The sequence below is a fragment of the Cohnella ginsengisoli genome, from assembly GCF_029525555.1.
In the GTDB taxonomy this organism is placed as follows: domain Bacteria; phylum Bacillota; class Bacilli; order Paenibacillales; family Paenibacillaceae; genus Cohnella; species Cohnella ginsengisoli.
In genome coordinates this window covers 68,929-87,247 of the sequence record NZ_JAPDHZ010000006.1, presented here as the reverse complement: position 1 = coordinate 87,247, position 18,319 = coordinate 68,929, and the positions used below count along the sequence as shown (strand labels likewise).

The following is an 18,319-nucleotide window of genomic DNA, read 5'->3' as shown; positions in this document are numbered from 1 at the left end:
CTCCGATTGGCAGCTTGACTTGTTCAGACCGATACCGCGATGCCGACGGCCAGCATGACGGTGCCCGCGATGGCCATCAGCAGCTCGACCTTATAGATCGAGATCCTGGCGTACTTGACCGCAGCCAGATTGACGAAGCTGTGAAGCGGGATGAGGGCGGCCGCCGACCATGGATATTTAGCCACCAGCAGCGTGCAGCCGATATGAAACGCGCTCGCGAACACCCGCTCGATCACGCCCCAGATCGGACCCGCGCTGAGCTGTCCCTGCTGCTTCAACATCTCCTTGGCTTGCATCGACTTCTCGTCCGTCTTCGGCGCGAGCGCCGCCAGGGCGATGACGTTCACCATGACAAACAGCACCTCGACGGCCGCCCAGCCTTGCCCGAACGAGACCGCCCAGCCGTATGCCGTGCTCGTGAGCAGCAGCATGGCGACGCGGACGCCTTCCTCAAGGACGCCGGACGAGCCCGTGACGATCGCGGTCCCCTTCTCCCTAGGCATCTTCATCGCCAGCGCGCTCACCGGTCCTCGCAGCAGGAGCGCGACGAACCATCCCAGCGCACCCAGGCCGAAAGCCTTCCAATCCATATCGACTCCGCCTGCGTAAAATCCGAGCGCGAATAGCGCGGGCACGACGATGTAAAGAGGAAGAATCCATTTTGCACGACGCACGGCGAACTCGAATTGCTGCTGGGTGTCGCTTCCGGTTACCGCCTGTTGAACGTTATTCATGATCATCCTGCTCCTTTGTCCGATTGGCTGGCGCTGCACTCATATTTGCTCCCGGGATGACGATGGTGGCGATGTTCCTTCTCCTCCGCCCCTCCAAGGGTTCGTTAAGGGAGTGCCGCAGCAGCGGCGCACGCATATCCGCGAGCAGCTGCATGTACTCTTCGTCCGTTAGATATAGCTCGACCTGGCGCATCGATACCCCGTCACGAACCAGATCGAAGTTCTCCTGCTGCAGGTACCGGCCGTACTCGCCGATCAGCGTCGCGATGAACTTCATGAACAGCTCCATGTGCTGTCCGGGCGTCATCGTCTTCAGATCGTCGGCCGGCACATCCGCGCCGTGCTCGGCCAGCCGGTATACCTTCTCCATCGTGCCGCGCACCTGATGCTGATCGACGATCTCGATCAGCTGGGCTTGGCGCAGCTTGTTCAAGTGACGGTACAGCGTCGCCTGCGGGATATCCGTCAGCAGCTCCGCGATCTGCTGCGTCGTCCGCTGAACGCCGCCGATCAGCGATTGTATGATTCGCATGCGTATCGGATGAAGGATGAGATCCGCCTTGGACTCCGGCATTCGAATTCCTCCGATTCATTATTATCATTATTGATAATGATAATAATACGGATACGTAACCTTGTCAATCGCCTTCCATACGGATTTGTCGCTCGACTCCGGATTTAAAGACACTAAAGCACCGCCAGAGCCACTGGCCGACATGGCGGTGCATACGTCAATTAAGCTGTTACGCTTCCCTCGTTGTCGCATTCGGATTTTCGATGGACGCAGTCCAGCCAACCGGCTGCGCTCCTTCGTCGGCCTGTTCAGTCGGGACTGCGTCTTGCGAAGCGTGCAAATTCTCGTTTCTGCTGTCATTCACGCTACGGAGCCCTTGAGATATTTTGAGACACAGCATGAGAAAAACGACATACAAAATCAAATTTGCAAGCGTTGTGGAGAAAAGCAAGGCAGTGCTTGGTTCCTCCATTCTCTTTACGCTTTGGTTCAGAATGTTCGCGCAGATCAGGAGGATTAACAGCGGTACGGCCAGTCCGCTGACCCAGCGTCCTTCCTTCTTTAGTTTGGACGCTTCCGTCTGAAAGTGCGTGCCGATCGTCAAGTAGACCGAGGGAACGCCGTAAAGGCTGTACACCGGCACCATAATGCATGACAGAGCCCCGCCCGGCGTACGGGGATAATGGGGATACAGCCGGTTCAGGTCCATGTGAACCCGATAGATCCAGATCAGATAAATGACCACATCAATGTAGTAAAGATAGGCGCTTGAGATGTCTAGGATGATGCCGGCAAGCGGATAAACATGTTCGATAAATACGTCAACGTCGATCCAGAAAATGACAATGGCCAGAAAGCTCGCGGCGCCTAGCGCGACGAGTACCCACAGCAAAATTTTCAGCAGGTTCGACAGCATTTCCGATTTTAATTTCTGTTCCATTCAGCGGTTGCTCCTTTGATCGCGGGTCAATGTGCTTTACTTTTCAAGTAGGCGATCGCCTCCGACAGGCTGGCCACCGGCACGACTTGTAGATGCAAATGCAACTCTTGTGCCACCTGCTGCGCCTCTTCCTCGTTGCTCAGCCCTTCGTACAAGAACGTGTCTTTATCCTTGGGAACCAGGAAAATGTCGGCTCCGGATTGTTCAGCCGTCCGCAGCTTGTCCCGAATTGCGCCGACCGAACCGACTAATTCGTCCGCTTCGAGCGTACCGGTACCGGCAACCGTCCATTCGCCGTTCTGCGAGAAATCCAGATGCTCCTTCTCTTCCACTAACCCGATGCCGAGCATCAACCCGATCGAATCGCCGTAATAACGCGATGTAGCCTTAATTAGCCGAGACAGCTCCGCGTCCTTCTCCTCTTCCGTGGCCGGAACGTCCGACAGGTCTATTGTCGAATCAATCGCATGCTCGATCGTTTCGTTGCGCGCTTCCTCGCCGACGGATTCCGTGTCAGCCAGGTCATCGAGGGCAGAGGAATCGGCCGGATAGAACCGGGCGTCAGGCAGCGCCTTGCTGACTGCTTGCTTCTCGTACAAGTTGCGCGTGACGCCTTCCCGTACATACACGAATTGAACGCTGCCCTGCACGCCGATCTCCCGTACAGAGACAATCTCTCCTAGAGCCGTATAGCGATTGTATTGTGGAATGTAGTAATAAACACAGACCGATACAGGAATGAGAAGAAAAATGAAAGCAATGATCCAATGGAGGCCGATTTTGCGTTTTTTTCTCTGGGAGGTGGAAGGCTTTTGATCCAAACGTATCACCTTTGCACATTAATCGAAGACTAGCGGCCAACCTGCTATGAGTAAAGTCCTCTAGATATTACAATATTCGATTTTAATTGGTAAATCCCTGTTGATTTATGGTATGCGTTTATTATTTATATTCTGTTGATATTGCCTTTATTAACAAGGCGCTGCAAGCTGTTGCTGACTTCGAGCATATAAAATAAGCCGCCAAAGCCCTTGGGCTGCATGTCGGCTTGTTTATTGGGAAGACGCTTTGTGCGTCTTTCAGTCCTGCTTCGTCTCCGACGCTCTCATAAGCCTGTTTTCAACCGCGCCCGCACACGCCTGTCCGCTCAAGAATATCCTGTTGGTGGAACTTTACGCTAAGCAGGAAAGGATGATTCGGGATGATTGGTTCACTGACGCATTGGATGGAGGTCGCCCTATGGGTTGTTCTAGGCTCGATGGCGGTCGACTTCCTGGTCGGATTCTTCCAGTCGCTCCAAGGCAACAAGCTTGGTAGCGCGAATGATGCAGTTCTCGTCTACTTGAGGGAAATCGTCTTCTATGTGCTGCCGCTCTTCATGCTGGCGGGCATCGCTTCGATGGACGAGACGGGTTGGATCGTCAATACGGCTTATTATATAGGGGCTGTCGCCCTCGTCATCAAGTACCTGAAGGATATCAAGGCGAAGCTGTAGCTCGCAGCGTCGCGCCCCATCTCGGAACTCGGCCCTCTGCCGTTCAGGCGGAGGGCTTTTGGCGTTAAGGCGGATGACATCCTGCATCTTTGATCGCCGCTATTCTACAATCTCTTCCACCTTCTCCTGGAAGAACAGTTTGTAAATATGCGTAAACAAAATTTTAACGACAATATAGAACGGGATGCTCAGCAGCATGCCCAGCACGCCGGCGAGATCGCCGCCAAGCAGCAGGAGCACGATGATGGTCACGGGATGAATCGCCATCGTCCGCCCGAAGATGATCGGCGTCAGAATATGGTCCTGAATCTGCTGCGCAGCCAGAATAATGAGCAGCGACCAGAGCGCCATCATGGGAGATTGCATAAAAGCGACAACGAGAACCGGAACAGCCGATAGAATGGCCCCGATGTACGGAATAAAGTTCAGCACGACGGCGACTAGCACAAGCATCAGCGCATACGGAAGCCCGATGATCAGGAAGCCGATATACATAAGAACGCCGAGAATGATGTTCAGCACGACACGGCTCACGATGAACGAACCGAGCGCTTCGTCAATCTCAGACAGCGCGGCACGGCCTTCGGCCTTGTATTTGCGCGGCACAAGATACAGAAGGGAATCCTCAAGCTTGCGCCCGTCCTTGAGCATAAAGAAGAGAATGACCGGCACGACCCCGATCAACACGACAGCACGGGAAACGACGGAGATGATGTTCGTCAGATACGTAGAAACCCAGGCGCCAGCCTTCTGGGCATACTCCGACATCCGAGTTTCCAAATCGAACGACTCCGGCAGGACCGTGGAGACCACGCTCCCGTTATCCGTCTTATCCTGAACCTGATCGCTCAGGTCCTCCACGACTTTGGGCGCATTGTTGATAAAGTTGTTCGTCTGATCGCGCAACGACGGCCACACCAGCCAGATGAACAAGGCGATTAAACCAGCGAACACCAGATAAAGCAGCGTGACGGCAAGCCAACGCTTCATCCCCCGGTTATGTAGAAAGCCGACGATCGGGCGGAGGAGGTAATAGAGAAAGCCGGACAGCGAGATCGGCAGAATCAAAATTTCGAACATCCGAACGATCGGCGCGAACATGAAGCGATCAAGGAAGAGAAGAAAGATCGCCAGCAGCACGAAAATAACGCTGATAATGATTCGAAAAAACCTCGCATGCAGCATGGCAGCTCCTCCTTTTGGCTCTATTACCCGCCGGAGGAACGAACAGAAACGAGATGGCACGATGTAAACATTGTCTGAGGACGACTGTCGGCTCCCTGTTGGCTTCTCACTGTGAGCGGTTCAATCGCTCCGGCATACGACCTCCCCCGATATCGTCCGTCATATAATCATTGAACGTGCCCCAATATTCCTGTCTGGCATACCGGGGATAGGCGGACTGGAATCGGACGATGATCGGTGCTGCATCGAGTCTTGGGCATCGGTCGAATAAAAACCGGTCTCCATACCGGATGGCGGCGAGGGCCAGGGGCAGTTCGCGTCTAAATACTTCGTTCCGTCGTGCCGCCGCTTCTTCCCCGATTTCGCCGTTATCCAGGTAGACGCACGAGACGTTACGTACGCAGGCTCCCTCCCGCCTCCATTCGCTCAACACCTCATCTCGCATGACATTGATTCGATCCCAGGCATAAAGAGCGCCGACGGTTAAAAATAAATCTCCGGTCGCATCAGAGTGGGTGAGCGTATACCTTCTGGGAACGACAGGAGTCGCAGGACACATACCGCTTCTGTACTGCACGAATAGCTTATTGGGGTCGAAGTCGCGCATTTTTCCCGCTCCCATCCGTTCCATGCTCCTGAATCCTATGCACGAATATTCGGAGGTGTGTCCCGGCACTTCGTTGTAGATGTATGCGCAGGACAAAGCTGGCTATGGCTGCATGGAATTCTGACGCTCCCAGTCGCGGGCGCACATCCCTTGATCTCCAGAGCTACACAACTTTTAAGTTACTATGCTACACTTCGTCTAGGTCAAGTTTGAACTTTTTATATCAGCGAGGACGCGTATGCTCACGATCGTAGACCTGTATAACGCTTCACCGTTCATGACGATACAGAGGTGATTCGCCATAGCCAGACCAATCGCGAAAACGATATTTGCAGGCGCTGTATCCGGCGTCGTGCTCGGTCTCGTCTTAAAGCTCGTCGAGGGGGGCGACCGCGAAGCCCGTCTATACGTTGCTGCTGAACGTGGATTACGTGCCTTTCGTCAACCGAATCTCCCTTCCCGAGTGGGTAGAGTTTGGTATTCATCTGACGATCTCCGTCGCGCTTGGTCTCTGCTTGTCTTGGTGGATGCACCGCACGGACGTAGAGCCAGCGCGCATGACGCGTTATGCGACCTGCGTCGGGCTCGCCGTCGGACTCTGCCTGTACCCGACTTCCGCCCTATCTGACCGCACGCCCATCCTGACCGACGGGTTCGCGTTCCTATGCTGGATGGCCGCTCATACATTGTACGGAGCGACGCTCGGCGCGCTGCTTACGGGGACCGCGAGACGTCAATGACGGTCTGAGGCGTTCGCAAGCTTGTTATTTGTGGAACAGGCTTCGTACGACTTGCGCTACATTCCCCTTATTGAGCTGTTCCGGCGTCACCGCTTTACCATCCAAAGTAACCGCAGGCAAGGATTCAATTCCATATTCGGCCGCTTTGGCCTGCATTTTTGCTTCTAAATCCGGGCTTCCCGTGTCGTAAACGAGAATGGAGCATCGCGGGCAAGCCAACGCTCTGACTTGAGCTTCGAGTGCATCCGATTGCGGGCTGCCGTCTTTAAAAATCTCGATTGTTTTACCCATGTGCATCATCCTTTTTTTAATCTTTGTAACACGGGGCAACCGGGTTTGAGAGAAGGATCGGAATGCGCAGGACGCTCGACCGCCTGCTCCAACAGTAATTTGAAGCTCGCCAAACGGTCGATCATTTCGTTGATTTCCGCGATTTAGTAACCGCGTACGCCTGCATCTCCTCCACTGGAAAGTAGCTCTCCTGCTTGACCAACGCCAGAAGCCGCTTGATATCATTCAACATAAACCCAATATCTTGCGCTTTCTTGATCAACTGGATATCCTCGACGGCGGAGTTGGAGTACAACCGATATCCTGACTTGCTTCTGGCCGGCTTTGGCAGCAGCCCGCGCTTTTCGTAATATTTGACGGTTTCCGGATTGATGTTCGCCGCTTGGGCCACTTGACCGATCGTGAATCTGTCCATCGCGCTGCATCCTCCCTTCATGTATGATAAACCCCGGACTATGGTACCGGGTCAAGCGATTAATTACCCTAAGAGACATAAAAATACATCGCCATAGGGGGTAAGCCCCTGACGATGTATTCAAATCGTTCGTGCTGCTCGTTACTAAGCGTACATCGTAAACGGTCGCCCGCCCCGGTTGGCAGCTGACGATAACATCCTCTTCCAGATCGTGTTGACTTCAGGCATCAATTACAAGCCGCCAAGGTCCTTTTTCGTTTAATGAAAGAAAATCAGGTCCGTATCTGCCTCCGCCTTGCCGTTCCTAACCACAAACGCTTCATCCGCCCAACATTGTCCGCCGATTTCTCCGGTCGGCTGATAGGCTGCTCTATAGTTCCCATCGGGGAGATAAATCTGGAACGTACCGTCATCATTTACCCATGCAGACAGGTCGGTCGAACTGCTATTGGAGAAGCTGATATAACCGCTCCCGACGTTCGCGCCGTCATTGAAGGCGACGGTTCCGCTAATGTTCGGGTCGGGCATCTGCCAAGAGAAGGAGAGATCCGAAACGCCGTTCGCCACGGTGAACCTCTTGTTCAAGTAATAGTACTGGCGAATAGGGTAGTGATAATAAGCATACAGCTGATAGCTTCCATCCGGGAGGTAGCAGTTATACTTGCCGTTGATTGGATCGATCCGATACGACTGCTCCCAGCCGGAGGCGTCTTTCCCGAGCACCTCCAGGGAGCTGGTCAGCGGCCTGCCTTTGCTGTCTTTCAGATCGATGATCACATTCGGCCTTTTAAGGGTAAGCGTAATTTCTCCGGTCCCATTCTCCGGCACCTGATAGAGGTCGAACAGATCCCAATCCGTATCCTTCTGGTCCTGGATAGTCACGTTGGTGAACAAAATTTGTTTGATATCGGAATGGACCGTAGCGCCGCCTGCTCCGTTCAGGATCTGGATCGGGTCATGGCCTTCATCGAAGATTGTGGCTTTCTTCACCGGCGTCCCGTCCGGATACTGCAAGTGGACCAACAAGTTCGGTTTGGGTGCGCCCATGCGAAGAAATCGCGTCTCCCCCTGCTTGAAGCGTAATGGGATCGACACCGTGAAGAATGAAGTTGGTGAATCCAAAATCGAAGACCGAGAATGGCTGGTAGACTGTATTTGGTTGCAGAACGACCCGGAAAAAGCCCTCTGTGACGGTGGCTGACACCTCTACGTTCGATTTTAGCGCTGGAGACCAGGTGGTCATACTGAGCATCCCTTTCTTCACCGGCGTTCCATCCTGGCGGGTGATGTAGCCGAAAAGCAGGGCTTGTCTGCCCGCGGTCGATTTCAGTTCAATCGTGCCGGTCTTCGGCCGATAGACGGCCTCAAGGCCAAACAGGCTCGATAGCAGACGAAGGGGCGCATAGCGCTTTCCTTTATAAGGGATAGCCGCCTCGGGTAACGTAACCGGCTCGTTATTGATGATGGCCGCCTTATCTGAGCCGAATTCGCCGCTAACCGCGGCGGAAGTGAATCGATAGAGGCTTCCACTTTGGGTGAGCTTATAACCGAGGACGGCGAAAACGGCTGGTTCAAGCGGTACATAAGGGGTCTTGTCCAAGAGAATCGGGACCGCTTTAGAGAGCTTTCCGTTTAGCATCAGACGCAGTGGAGATGAAGCGGATGGGGCTTGTTGGGTACCAGCGGCGAAGGCGTCCAAAGGCAGGAGCAGAAAAGCGGTGATCAAAGTCAGCATAAGCGAGCGTACGAACCGGTTACCGGCGTGCATAGGTCAGCCTCCAACGAGCAAGGAAATTGGTATGAAATCTTCCCAATCTTACCAGCATAACTGGTGCGGAGCAATAAAAAAGAGACCCCGAAGAATCAATGTCATTAAGTTACGGCAAGTGCCTAAAAAAGCAAAAAGAGCAGGCTGTCGAAAAGATAGCCGGCTCTTTTTCATAAAGCGCAATATTTGAATTTGAAAATCAGTATAAATGTGTGGTAAAGCCATTTGAACGAGGCCTTCTCGATGATTCTCCGACGATCAAATTTCCGGAGTAAATTTCCATCAAGGAAGTTGGCACATGATTTGTACAGAAAATTTATAATGCTAGGAAATTAGGACCAGTCAAGATTTTGTTGGTTATTTGCGGAATCTGAATTTGGTTGACTCTTCGTTGATTTGTTCAAATTATATTCAATACGTTGACTCCAGGTATATGAACGTTTGATAAGCAAAGGCAGTGAACATTCAAAAAAAGTATGCGCCAAAACTCACTGAAGTCCTTTGGAAACAATTTCTCCAATTGTTTGTTGACTCCGTGTTGACCTTGGAGCAAAAAAACACCGCTAGGGTGTACAAACCACTGGCGATGTATTATTCCGCATTTTCGAACTGCTATATGTTTTTCGATTCTTCTTCGGCTCCCGTCGCTACCGGATTCCCCTAATAACTAATCCAATCGCCCCAGCTTCACATTGCGGAAGCCAGCTTCCTCGAGCGCCAACACATTCGGCGTGGCCAAACCAATAAGTCGTCGCCTAAGTAGTGGCCTAGTAGTCGCCGCTTACTTATTGTGACACGGTAACAGCGAGCGTTAAATGACAATAAGAGAAGCTCTTTAGCAAAATGCATTTTGGACAACGCTAAAAACGGATACTTATTAGTAAAAAGTGAACGCGGCGCATTTCCGGACAAAAAAACATCACCGAAGCTATGAGCTCACGGTGATGTCTGCATGCGTTATTCCTTAATGCCCCATCATGACGGGAGCATTGACTTGATCCTCCGCGCCGCCCTCTTCCGTGACTTTCGGCTTCCGAAGCAGAAGGGCCAACACGGCGCCGGCAACCGCGATGCATCCGGCGATGAAGAACGTATCTCCGAAAGCGGAGACGAGCGATAAAGGTATATCGCCTTTGTTCTCGGCCATATGATCCGCTGTTCGCGTACCCAGGTAACTCGCCAATCCCGCAACCGCGAACGAAACCACGACTTGCTGGGCGGCCGACGTAAGAGGCGTAACCCGGCCGACGAGCCGGCGAGGCGCGACTTTCAGGATGTGCGTATTAACCGGCATCATGGAGAGACCCATGCCTACACCCATCAGCATCGTCGCCGTGATCACGAATCCGGCTCCCGAGTCCGCTTGAATTTGGGACAAATAGAACAAGCCTGCCGCGACAAAAGCGATTCCGACCACGGTTACGCCGCGGGCACCGAATTTGTCGAACAGCTTGCCGCCGATCGGCATGAAGAGTCCCGTCATCGCCACCTGCGGCAAGATCATCAACCCGGTTTTCAGCGGCTCGTAACCAAAGACCTGCTGCATGTACATCGGCACGAACAAGAATGACCCGAACAAGGCCATGGTCGATAACCAAGAAGCGACGATGCCGATCGAGAAGTCATAGGACTTGAACACCCGAAGCTCCAACAACGGTTGTTTATGGCGAAATTCAACGATAACGAATAATAACAAAGCGACGATGCCCACGCTCAGGCTGACGATTGTATTCATCGAACCCCAGTCCTTGCCGCCTTCGCTTACCGCGTAAGATAACGCAGCGAATGCGATCGGGGCAAGGAGCATCCCCCAAGTATCGAGTGCCGGTACGGTTTTGCGCTCCACCCTCGGCAAGTATCGGAGACCTACCAAGATCGCGATAATTCCGATCGGCAGATTGATGAGGAAGATCCAGTGCCAAGTCGCGTATTCCAGCAAATATCCGCCCAGTACCGGGCCGAGCGCGGGTCCGAGCATCATCGGGATGCCGAGCATTCCCATGACCGCGCCTTGTTTGTTAGGAGGAGCGAGCTTGAAAATAATCGCCATTCCGATGGGCTGCACCATGCCTCCGCCGATTCCCTGGAGAATCCGATAGACAATCAGTTCCTCGGGCGTCGTGGCGAAGGAACAGAGCAGGGAGCCTGCCGTGAATAAGAAAATCGTAATCAGAAAAATTTGCTTGGCGCCGAATCGATCGGTCAGCCAGCCGGCCAACGGAATGACCGCGGAAAGCGCCAGCGTATAAGCCGTAATCGACCATTGCATCGTGTTGACGCTGGATCCGAAATCCTTGATCAAGGTTGGCATTGCGATGTTCATTACCGTGCTGTCGAGTATGACCATGATCATCCCGACGACGATCGCCATAAGCGGCCCGATTATGGCTTTAATCGAGAACGGCGCTTCCCCTGCGACAGCGCCTGCATTCGAATGGTTAGACAACTTTTCTCCTCATTTCTACTGATTAATAGCGGTGGAACAAATTATAGAGTAAGGCAATTGTCTCAAGTTGTAACCCGCCTCAAGACTGATCTTCTCAAAAAATCGGGCGCCCACTTGGACGCCTCGCAGGATTACTCCGATTGTTCGGCATATTGCTTGAAATTGTTCATGATCGCTTGCCAGCCCGCCTGCTGAAATTCAACAGGGTGAGTGCTCTCCGCGTCGAAAGTTTCAATGACCTCCGTTGCGCTGCCTTGATCGACGAAGGTAATCTCCACCCTTCTACCGTCATGCATCGTGTAAGAAATCTTCTTCGTGCAGCTTCACTTCATCATAGAGGCCGCCAAAATCGAATCTCATGCTGCAGTCTTTCGCTTCCATTCTTGTCGTGAACTTGCCGCCCGCCCGAAGATCGTTCTCTGCCCTCGGCGAGTGCCAACCCTCCGATGCTTGATTCCATTTCGCGATGTGATCCGGCTCGGTCCACTATTTCCACACTTTATCTACCGGGACTTGAATGACGGCTTGCACCGTTACTTTCTTGGGGTTCGTCGTTCCATTGGGATAGACACCTCTCCTTTTTTATCGTTATTATTGCTTCTCACCTATATAGACGAATGCCAATTTCAAAATTCATCGCCGGATTTGCTCGGGGAAGTCCCAATCGGGGAAATGATTTGGCATTAATGAAGTTCTGCACGTGGAACACTTGGTTGTCTCTGACTTCGATAGTGGGAATGCCCCATGTTACAAGCCCATTTTCTTCAAAAAAGGGCACAGAGGCTCTTGCAGTGCCGCCTTTCATCCGCAATTTAGTTTCAACAAAATCCCCCGTAAACCGTTCTGGCAATGAGGCAACTTTAATACGCTCAAGAATTGCTCTTAAGGTCCCCGGATTAGACACATATGGCAAGCAATTCGACATTAATCCTACTCCTTGCCCATTTATTTATAATGTTACCAATTACATATCAAACATTTCATGTTGTGGATATTTTAATTGACCAAGATCCTAGTCATAAAGACACCGTCTATGCAATAATTTATGTACGGTCTAGTTTCAATTTATTTGTTGATTCTTTGTTGACTTACCAACAATGCAAATTTGAGTATTAGAACGTTAAACATGTTATAAAACAAGAAGTAAGAGCGTACATTTGTGTTCGGTCATTCTGACGCCAATTGTTGACTTCGTGTTGACTTCAAGCGTAAAAATACAGAGCGACGGGGTAGGTAACACCATGCTCTGTATCCAAAACCAACATACTGTTATTCGTCTCTCGGTTTCTCTTCATCTCCAACAGCTACCGGATTACCGCCATACGAAATCCAATCGCTCCAGTTAAGATATTTACTTTGTTACTTGTATAAATTTGTCTAGCTTTAACTTTCTCCTTTTCTCCTTATTATTTCCGCTCTCAAACCTAGTACACGTTTGTTTGACCCTGGTAGCTTTTCCATTTCATATGTTAATTCTAATGCCCTATCTAGGTCTCTTCCCCACTGACAAAGGTTTTGTGCCATTCCCGTAAGTGTTAATTTTCTTTGTCTCGGATTGCTTTTCCCTATTACTTCCAGGGCTTTATTATAAGATTTATCTGCTGGTGAATATTGTCCAAGTTTACTTTGGCAAAATGCCATCATGTGAAGTGCATAAGGATCTTTTTCATTCAATGAAAGTGCAATAGCTAATTTTTCGATTGCAACACCCCAGTTTCCCTCTTGTTTTAATGCCTGTCCCCACATTTTCCAAACCACTGAATCTTTAGTGGTTGGTTTATCAATAAGTCGAACTGCCCTTTCAAAATAAACGTACGCTTGAGCAGAGTTACCTGCGTTTAACTCGGAAGTAGCCCTTGTATAATACAAATATGGACTTTTATCATAGTAACTTTCAGCTTGGTCAAAATACTGTCGTCCCTTTTCATAATTACCCATCGTATATTCTTCAGAGGCAGCTTTAGCTAACCCAACAGCCAGTTGCTCTGCTTCATTTTTTCCCTGAAGCAGACTTTGAAGGTAATCAACGATTGTGTTAGCGTCTCTTTGTCTGTATTGCATTTCTCGTAGCTTTGCTCGAGCTTCATTTGCATATTCACCCATTTCAATTAATTCTTGATACGCAAATGAGGCTGTAATAGGAAGCACCGAAAACGTAGTACCTTTATCAGATTCATTTCTAATAAAAAATGAACTTTGCACTAAGCCATTAATTGCATCACTTGTCCTATCTCTATTCCAATCAGTTAGATGCATATAATGTTCTAAACTTAGTGCTTCTTGAGAGGCCAAAGCTGATAACTTCAGAATCGTCTTTTGGTCAGCTGAAAGTAGATTAAACATATTTCTAAAACTAAACTCAAGGATCTGATCAGGCACCTCAGGTATGTCACCATTAATAAGTTGTAAAAAAGTCTAAAGATCCCTTAAGCCTAATTTGCCCTACAAGCCAAATTATTGCTAAAGGTAGGCCTCCGGAAATTACAACAATCCTGTCACGATCTGATTCTGAAACTTCAAATCCTAACGAGCTTTCAATTATTAGTTTGTCTATTAATTCACTGGAATCCTCTCTCTTTAAACCGTCTAACTTTATACGATCTTCGCCCGTTTCAGGTTGTCGTCTTGATGTGACCAGCGCTCTTGTTGGTTGTGGTAAATTTTTTTAAGAATTCGAACACTCTAACATCATCAACAGTCTCGAGATTATCCAGGAATATTAGTGACTCGGTCATCTCAAGAATTTGTTTTGCAATCTCAACACGATCGGATAATGGACTTTGTAGTTCATTGTGAAATCCATTTGTCTCTAAAATAGCGTCAACTATAGAATCAATTCCAACAAGCTCTGGTTTTAAAGCCACTATCTTACTTGAGGCTAATTCTCTAGTTTTGGCCGTTACAGATATAATTGATTCGAATTTATTACTTCTGTATAGTTCCCAAACTATTTCTGAGGCAAGTGCTGTTTTCCCCACACCACCTAAACCTTCAATAGAGGTAATCCACCATCGATTTTTTGAGTCAAGACTATCTAATACCTTCTGCTTATGACCTAATCGACCAACAAGTGGTTCTGGTTTTGGAGGCAAACGGAACCCGAACTCAACAACATTCCAACCTATTGAGTCAATCATAGATACAGGAAATGATTCTCTATTCCACAAGGTTTCAAACTGTGTGTCATTTGTAACCCTCTTTGTTGAATCACTAGAACGAATGTAAAGATCACCCTGTCTAAATAGTAGATCTCTTTCTACTTGAGGACCGTTTTTTTGCATGATAACGGGGCGACCTATTCTTGGTGGTATATAAATGAGACCCACCGGTTTGTTATTTTGAATTCTACATATTCTATAAGCTACACCAAACCTTTCTCCAAGATATGAATGGATGATATTATTGATGTTCCCTTGATCAAACGAACGTAATACGTCTTCACTTACACCTGTTACTTCCCATGTTTTATCCTTTACACCAATGAGTAGATATCCACCCTCAGTGTTATGGAAAGCAGCGCAATCCCTTACAAGCTCTGCTTTAGAGATTGCATCAGTAAGATTAATGTTCTCTTTGAAGTCCCAAAGCTCACTTTCGTAACCTTTAGTAGAGAGTTCTGATGCCAATTCATCATCAATTCTCCCACTTCTAATTGCCTGCCGTATAGACTCCAATAGTCTTCCCCCTTACCATGATATTCCCACTATACAATAATTTAGGACCTACTTTCTACCTAATTGAAGGTTCAAAATTTAGCGGAAGTGTCTTTGAGTGTGTATGTTGACTTTGTGTTGAATACCATTATAAGTTAACACCTACAGATTTACTCGAGTACTATTTTAGACTATCTACTTATCATAGGTTTGGTAGCGTGGGTACAAATTAGCCTAATCAAGCATTTGTCAAGAACATCTGTTGACTCCGTGTTGACCTCGACCATATAAAAAAATACAGAGCAATAGCGGCCATTTCACCATGCTCTGTAATTAAGGCAACATGCTATTATTTGGATCTACGCCTTCTCTTCATACCCTGTAGCCAAAGCATTCCCCTCATAACTAATCCAATCGCTCCAACTCCCAGCATACAACCTCACGTTCGTGTAGCCCGCCTCCTGCAACGCCAGCACGTTAGGCGTAGCTGTAACGCCCGAGCCGCAATAGACGATGAGCGGCGCGTCCTTGGCCAGTCCCTCGAAGCGCGCAGCCTGCGCGGCCTCGTCGCGCCAGCCGCCCTGCTCGTTCAGCGCGTCCTTCCAGAAGCGGTTGATCGCGCCCGGGATATGCCCGGCCGCCTTGTCGAGCGGCTCGACTTCGCCGCGGTAGCGCGCGGGCTCTCGCGAGTCGATGAGCGTCGCTTGGTCCGTGTCCAGCAGCTCGCGCACGTCGTCGACTTCGGCGAGCATGCTGTGCTGCACCTCGGCCAGATACGGCGCCGGGATGCGCACCTGCTGCTCGGCGTTCACCGGATAGCCGGCCTCGCGCCAGGCCGTGAAGCCTTGGTCCAGCACGTAGACTTGGTCGTGTCCCAGATACTTCAGCAGCCACCACAGCCGCGAAGCCATGGCGCCGCCCTGATCGTCGTAGGCAACGACGCGCGACGCGTTGCCGATGCCGGCGCGGCTGAATGTGCCGGTGAGCTGCGCGGCGTCTGGCAGCGGGTGGCGTCCGCCGTGACCGTCGGGTTCGACCTGGGCGGACAGATCCTTTTCCAGATCGAGATAGACGGCGCCCGGGATGTGGGACGCTTCATAAGCCTCGCGTCCCGCATTCTCCTGGCCTTTGCCCATCTGGAAGCGGCAGTCGACGATGACGAGATCCGATTCGTAGAGACGGGCCAGCAGCCATTTGAGCGATACGATATGATTCAAGGAACAACGCCTTCTTTCCGATAGGGGTATACAGGCATTATACCGGATCGGGCATCGCTGCCGGAAGAGCGGCCTGCTGAGCATGCCGGCCGAACGCGCACACGGAAAGCCCGATCATGCGGCGCCAGAATCCATACACGCAAGCAACGGCAGCGACCCAGCGCAGCCTAAGCCGCGAGCCGCGCCGCCGCGCGGGCTGCCTTGCGGCTCGCCGCCGACGCGGCGGCCGCGACCGCGAGGAGCAGCAGCGCGAAGCCGGCCAGCAGCCACCGCGTCTCGTCGCCGCCCAGCGCGTCCAGGCTCCAGCCGACGAGCTTCGGCAGCACGGCGCCGCCAAACAGACCGCACGCGATGAGCAGGCTCGTCGTGCGCTCCGCCATGCCCGGCGCGTATCGGTTCGCGAAGACGAGCGCGATCGCGAACATGCCGCTCATCGCGAGACCGGCGACCGCCGCCAGCGCGAACATCGGCGCCGCGCTGCCGAAGAAGCCCATCAAGATAAAGGCGAACGCCGCGATCCCGCACATCGACAGCAGATAAGACGTGCTGCCGATCCGGTCGGCCAGGTGCCCCGCGTACAGCCGGCCGATCGTCATGGCGCCCCAATACACGCCGAGCGCCAGCGCCGCGGTCGCTTCCGTGATGCCGCCCTCCTGCACGAGCAGCGTCGGCAGGTAGTGGGCGTAGCTCATCTCGAAGCCGACGTAGAGGAAAAGAAAACGGCGCAGGCGAGGAGCACCCAGCGCGCAGGCCCCGTGCCGAGCAGCGGAAGGCGTACGGACGCCCGTCCTTTTTTGCTATGCGCATCAACCTGCGTGGCGCCGACCGGCGCGGCGTTCAGAATCGTCGGCCACAGCGACGCCCACAGAACGACGGTGATCACGGCCAACACGCCGACGACGCCAAACGCGAGCCGCCACCGGTCGATATCGATCAGGAGCGCGCCGACGAACGGCATCAACAGCGCGCCGACGCCGAACGATACCTCCACTCGGCTCATCGCCACGTTTCCCCGCTCGCCCGCGGAGCCGATGATGAACGAGCCGACGACCGTTTCCGTAACGCCGAATCCAAAGCCGGCGACCGGCCCCAGGACGAGCATCGCGCCCCAGGGCGGCGCCAGCGCATATACGATCTCGGCCGCGGCCATCAGCGTCATCGCGCCGAGCAGCAGCGCGCGCCTGCCCAGCATCCGCATCAGCCATGGCGCGAGGAGCGTCCCCGCGAGGCCGCCGAGAAATTGATTCATGACGAGCTGACCGCCGTCTCCGTATTGCACGCCGTATGCGCCGACCATCGGCTCCATCACCGCGCCGACCACGAGCTGGCCGAGACCGACCGTCAGATAAGCCAGACATCCTAACCAAATAAGCCGAATCATGAAAAGCGAACTCCTTCCGACCCGCCGTCAGGCGGATCCTTTCCGTCGAGCCCCTTCATCATAGCACGGCTTCCGCGCGAAGGTCATGACGCATTTAGCCGTTCCTGTCGCCGATTTTGACGCCCGATGCGTCTTCAAACCCTGTCCGGTCCGGACGTTCCCCCCCTTATAATAGATACAGGACAGCTTCACGGAGCAACGATCATACAGCTAGGAGGCGCGCCGCGATGAACAAGCCACATTTTCAGATCTGGCCGATGTCCGAATCGGACGCCGCAGCCGTATGCGAATGGCGCTACCCGGCGCCTTACGAGCAGTTTCGCTGGCCGTCCTGGCGGGCCATGACCCGCGACGGCAAGGAATTCGGAGATCCGGAGATCCGCAGGCGGCAGTACGTTTCCATTTGCGACGAGAATAGCGCGCTGGTGGGATATGCGCAATTTTTTCCGATGGAGGGCGTCGTGCGTCTCGGCATGGGCATGCGTCCGGATCGTTGCGGACAGGGCGGCGGCGCCGCGTTTGCCCGTGCGATCGCGTTGGAGGCCGGGTCTCGCTATCCTGGCGCGCAGATCGACCTGGAAGTCGAGACCTGGAATTCGAGGGCGGTGCGGGCCTATGAAAAGGCGGGCTTCAAAGTCGCGGACCAATATTCGCGACAGGCGGCCCATGGCGAGGTCGACGTCTACTGCATGGTATTCGGTGGATAACTTAAGCTTATCCGGATTTTATCCACAACTTGTCCACAAAAAAGACCCGATGCATCCACAATGCAACGGGTCTCTCTTGATCGCCTAGTCGAACAAATCGCCGAATACGTCCAGCACGCTTTTTTTCTTTTTTTCTTATAATAATCGCTGTTGTGCTTGCCATAAGGCTGCTGGTGCGAGTCGTAGGACTGCTGAGGCGGGTAGTGCGGCTGCTGCGCGTAGCGCC

Annotated in this window: 20 protein-coding genes and 1 pseudogene; 3 read left to right on the top strand and 18 right to left on the bottom strand. The window is 52.1% G+C overall.

The window, feature by feature from the left end; genetic code table 11:
• Window positions 1-23: 23 nt before the first annotated feature.
• The 4 genes from OMP38_RS26825 to OMP38_RS26810 form a co-directional block, all read right to left on the bottom strand.
• A complete protein-coding gene (locus OMP38_RS26825; protein ID WP_277567812.1) occupies window positions 24-734 on the bottom strand; it encodes a YhfC family glutamic-type intramembrane protease in 711 nt (236 codons plus the stop codon).
• Window positions 727-1,308: a helix-turn-helix domain-containing protein gene (locus tag OMP38_RS26820; protein ID WP_277567811.1), complete on the bottom strand. Its 582-nt coding sequence runs from the start codon at window positions 1,306-1,308 to the stop codon at window positions 727-729. Before OMP38_RS26820 ends, OMP38_RS26825 begins: the two co-directional genes overlap by 8 nt.
• 169 nt (window positions 1,309-1,477) lie before the next feature.
• Complete coding sequence (locus OMP38_RS26815; RefSeq protein ID WP_277567810.1) at window positions 1,478-2,164, bottom strand: hypothetical protein; 687 nt, start codon at window positions 2,162-2,164, stop codon at window positions 1,478-1,480.
• Window positions 2,165-2,214: 50 nt separating this feature from the next.
• Window positions 2,215-2,838, bottom strand: coding sequence for a hypothetical protein (locus tag OMP38_RS26810; protein ID WP_277567809.1), 624 nt, complete (start codon window positions 2,836-2,838; stop codon window positions 2,215-2,217).
• A gap of 551 nt (window positions 2,839-3,389) precedes the next feature.
• Here OMP38_RS26810 and OMP38_RS26805 point away from each other — a divergent pair.
• A complete protein-coding gene (locus tag OMP38_RS26805) occupies window positions 3,390-3,683 on the top strand; it encodes a hypothetical protein (RefSeq protein WP_277567808.1) in 294 nt (97 codons plus the stop codon).
• 99 nt (window positions 3,684-3,782) lie between these two features.
• Here the strand turns inward: OMP38_RS26805 and OMP38_RS26800 are convergent, their stop codons facing one another.
• Together OMP38_RS26800 and OMP38_RS26795 are read right to left on the bottom strand one after the other, a co-directional pair.
• Window positions 3,783-4,868: an AI-2E family transporter gene (locus OMP38_RS26800; protein WP_277567807.1), complete on the bottom strand. Its 1,086-nt coding sequence runs from the start codon at window positions 4,866-4,868 to the stop codon at window positions 3,783-3,785.
• A gap of 106 nt (window positions 4,869-4,974) precedes the next feature.
• Complete coding sequence (locus OMP38_RS26795) at window positions 4,975-5,499, bottom strand: staygreen family protein (protein ID WP_277567806.1); 525 nt, start codon at window positions 5,497-5,499, stop codon at window positions 4,975-4,977.
• Window positions 5,500-5,885: 386 nt separating this feature from the next.
• Here OMP38_RS26795 and OMP38_RS26790 point away from each other — a divergent pair, with 386 nt between their 5' ends.
• On the top strand, window positions 5,886-6,215 hold the full coding sequence (locus tag OMP38_RS26790) for a hypothetical protein (RefSeq protein ID WP_277567805.1): 330 nt from the start codon (window positions 5,886-5,888) through the stop codon (window positions 6,213-6,215).
• A gap of 24 nt (window positions 6,216-6,239) precedes the next feature.
• On the opposite strand, the gene OMP38_RS26785 is transcribed toward OMP38_RS26790, so the two are convergent.
• From OMP38_RS26785 to OMP38_RS26730, 12 genes and pseudogenes are all read right to left on the bottom strand, one after another.
• On the bottom strand, window positions 6,240-6,506 hold the full coding sequence (locus OMP38_RS26785) for a hypothetical protein (RefSeq protein ID WP_277567804.1): 267 nt from the start codon (window positions 6,504-6,506) through the stop codon (window positions 6,240-6,242).
• A gap of 121 nt (window positions 6,507-6,627) precedes the next feature.
• Complete coding sequence (locus tag OMP38_RS26780) at window positions 6,628-6,921, bottom strand: MerR family transcriptional regulator (RefSeq protein ID WP_277567803.1); 294 nt, start codon at window positions 6,919-6,921, stop codon at window positions 6,628-6,630.
• A 258-nt stretch (window positions 6,922-7,179) separates the two neighbouring features.
• On the bottom strand, window positions 7,180-7,911 hold the full coding sequence (locus OMP38_RS26775) for a hypothetical protein (RefSeq protein ID WP_277567802.1): 732 nt from the start codon (window positions 7,909-7,911) through the stop codon (window positions 7,180-7,182).
• On the bottom strand, window positions 7,886-8,689 hold the full coding sequence (locus tag OMP38_RS26770) for a stalk domain-containing protein (protein ID WP_277567801.1): 804 nt from the start codon (window positions 8,687-8,689) through the stop codon (window positions 7,886-7,888). The genes OMP38_RS26775 and OMP38_RS26770 overlap by 26 nt, the downstream gene beginning before the upstream one ends.
• A 964-nt stretch (window positions 8,690-9,653) precedes the next feature.
• Window positions 9,654-11,135 carry a DHA2 family efflux MFS transporter permease subunit gene (locus tag OMP38_RS26765; RefSeq protein ID WP_277567800.1) on the bottom strand — a complete coding sequence of 494 codons (1,482 nt, stop codon included), beginning with the start codon at window positions 11,133-11,135 and terminating at the stop codon, window positions 9,654-9,656.
• A 131-nt stretch (window positions 11,136-11,266) separates the two neighbouring features.
• Window positions 11,267-11,666: pseudogene (locus OMP38_RS26760) on the bottom strand (SRPBCC family protein).
• A gap of 70 nt (window positions 11,667-11,736) precedes the next feature.
• Complete coding sequence (locus OMP38_RS26755; protein ID WP_277567799.1) at window positions 11,737-12,060, bottom strand: DUF5343 domain-containing protein; 324 nt, start codon at window positions 12,058-12,060, stop codon at window positions 11,737-11,739.
• Window positions 12,061-12,518: 458 nt separating this feature from the next.
• The gene (locus tag OMP38_RS26750; protein ID WP_277567798.1) at window positions 12,519-13,514 is read right to left on the bottom strand and encodes a tetratricopeptide repeat protein; all 996 of its coding nucleotides are present in this window, start codon (window positions 13,512-13,514) and stop codon (window positions 12,519-12,521) included.
• 233 nt (window positions 13,515-13,747) lie between these two features.
• Window positions 13,748-14,809, bottom strand: coding sequence for an AlbA family DNA-binding domain-containing protein (locus tag OMP38_RS26745; RefSeq protein ID WP_277567797.1), 1,062 nt, complete (start codon window positions 14,807-14,809; stop codon window positions 13,748-13,750).
• Window positions 14,810-15,147: 338 nt separating this feature from the next.
• Window positions 15,148-16,005 carry a sulfurtransferase gene (locus OMP38_RS26740; RefSeq protein WP_277567796.1) on the bottom strand — a complete coding sequence of 286 codons (858 nt, stop codon included), beginning with the start codon at window positions 16,003-16,005 and terminating at the stop codon, window positions 15,148-15,150.
• A 167-nt stretch (window positions 16,006-16,172) separates the two neighbouring features.
• A complete protein-coding gene (locus tag OMP38_RS26735; RefSeq protein WP_277567795.1) occupies window positions 16,173-16,697 on the bottom strand; it encodes an MFS transporter in 525 nt (174 codons plus the stop codon).
• On the bottom strand, window positions 16,694-17,386 hold the full coding sequence (locus OMP38_RS26730) for an MFS transporter (protein ID WP_277567794.1): 693 nt from the start codon (window positions 17,384-17,386) through the stop codon (window positions 16,694-16,696). The genes OMP38_RS26735 and OMP38_RS26730 overlap by 4 nt, the downstream gene beginning before the upstream one ends.
• Window positions 17,387-17,613: 227 nt before the next feature.
• Here OMP38_RS26730 and OMP38_RS26725 point away from each other — a divergent pair, with 227 nt between their 5' ends.
• The gene (locus OMP38_RS26725; protein WP_277567793.1) at window positions 17,614-18,093 is read left to right on the top strand and encodes a GNAT family N-acetyltransferase; all 480 of its coding nucleotides are present in this window, start codon (window positions 17,614-17,616) and stop codon (window positions 18,091-18,093) included.
• Window positions 18,094-18,319 lie beyond the last annotated feature (226 nt).